This is a genomic window from Photobacterium proteolyticum, from assembly GCF_001939735.1.
GTDB lineage: Bacteria > Pseudomonadota > Gammaproteobacteria > Enterobacterales > Vibrionaceae > Photobacterium > Photobacterium proteolyticum.
The window spans coordinates 1-1378 of the sequence record NZ_MJIL01000086.1 but is presented as its reverse complement, the minus strand read 5'-3'; the positions used below and the strand labels follow the sequence as shown (position 1 = coordinate 1378).

2 protein-coding genes and 1 pseudogene are annotated in these 1378 nt (G+C 53.7%); 2 read left to right on the top strand and 1 reads right to left on the bottom strand.

The window, feature by feature from the left end:
* Window positions 1-329, bottom strand: a pseudogene (locus BIT28_RS29625) (signal recognition particle-docking protein FtsY); the annotation flags it as partial.
* A gap of 84 nt (window positions 330-413) precedes the next feature.
* On the opposite strand from BIT28_RS29625, the gene rsmD reads away from it, so the two are divergent.
* Together rsmD and BIT28_RS17970 are read left to right on the top strand one after the other, a co-directional pair.
* Window positions 414-1019: a 16S rRNA (guanine(966)-N(2))-methyltransferase RsmD gene (gene rsmD / locus BIT28_RS17975; protein ID WP_075766259.1), complete on the top strand. Its 606-nt coding sequence runs from the start codon at window positions 414-416 to the stop codon at window positions 1017-1019.
* Window positions 1016-1282 (top strand): DUF1145 domain-containing protein, encoded by a 267-nt coding sequence (locus BIT28_RS17970; RefSeq protein WP_075766257.1) that lies wholly within the window; start codon window positions 1016-1018, stop codon window positions 1280-1282. The genes rsmD and BIT28_RS17970 overlap by 4 nt, the downstream gene beginning before the upstream one ends.
* Window positions 1283-1378 lie beyond the last annotated feature (96 nt).

Below are 1378 nucleotides of genomic sequence, written 5' to 3'. Positions count from 1 at the left end.
GCCTCTTCTGCCGCTTTCGCCGCCGCCTGAGCTTCGGCCTCTTCTGCCGCTTTCGCCGCCGCCTGGGCTTCGGCCTCTTCTGCCGCTTTCGCAGCCGCTTGGGCTTCGGCCTCTGCTGCTGCTTTCGCAGCCGCCTGGGCTTCGGCCTCTTCTGTTGCTTTCGCAGCCGTCTGAGCTTCGGCCTCTTCTGCTGCCGCTACCTCGCTTTGAGTCGCTTCAGCCTGTGTATCCACCTCTTGGTGGTCTTTGTTTTGTTCAACTTGCTCGGTCTGTTCTTCAGAACCAAAACCCAGCCACGAAAATAATCCGCGTTTCTTTTTTTCTGCCATTGGCAAATCCTAGAGCTTGATTGGTACAATTTGCAGCCTAAAAACAGGTGTATACTATCATTTTCTAAACGGTCGAAGAAATCTATGACGAGACGCAGGCAACAATCAGGGCGAAATATGCCAAATAACCGCCGGGAAGGGTTCGTAAGAATCATCAGTGGTCGCTGGCGCGGACGAAAACTTCCGGTCCATGATGTTGAAGGCCTCAGACCCACGACAGATCGTGTAAAAGAGACAGTTTTCAATTGGTTAGCGCAAGATCTCTATGAGGCAAACTGCCTGGATCTCTTTACCGGCAGCGGCAGCCTGAGCTTTGAGGCCCTGTCTCGCGGGGCACAAAGTGTGACCATGCTCGAACTGGACAAAAAAGCCGCCGAGCAACTGGAAAAAAACCGTCAAACCGTGGGTGCCGACAATGCGCATATCCACAATACCGACAGCCTGGCCTATCTCAGCAAGCCGGGAACTCCCTACGATATCGTTTTTATCGACCCGCCATTTCGTAAGAATTTGCTACAGGAGGTGATAGCCCTGCTGGAAAACAATGGCTGGCTGGCACCCCGTGCCATCATTTATATTGAAGCCGAGAAAGAGCTGGGTGATCCCGGCACGCCACCCCACTGGCATTTGCACAAAGAAAAAACCGCCGGGCAGGTTAGCTACCGGCTATATGAGAGAGAGGAAGCATGAAAACGCTAATTTTGTTGGCGAAAGCCGCCATCGGATTTGTCTGGCTTGTCCTGCTGGTCAATATTTTCCACCCCTTCCCGGGTGTGGCAGCCATGGCACTGTACATTATGACGGGCTTCCTGCTGATGATGCACGGCCTGCAGATGCTGATTTTCATCGGTGCCTTCGGCGACAAGATCAAGATGAGCCGCTGGGAGAAGTGGTCAATACTGATTTTCGGCATCTTTTCCCTGCTCGACATCCGCCGCAAGCACATGATGTAAGCTGGCTCCCATCTAAATCGAGTAGGAGGAGGCCTCGCGGCCTCCGTCCTCTCACACCACCGTACAAGCGTGGGTCGCATACGGCGGTTCCGAATA

Excerpts from the sequence above, each read along its gene's own strand:
- BIT28_RS17970 (WP_075766257.1), top strand. The coding sequence starts at position 1,016 with ATGAAAACGCTAATTTTGTTGGCGAAAGCCGCCATCGGATTTGTCTGG.
- rsmD (WP_075766259.1), top strand. The coding sequence starts at position 414 with ATGACGAGACGCAGGCAACAATCAGGGCGAAATATGCCAAATAACCGC.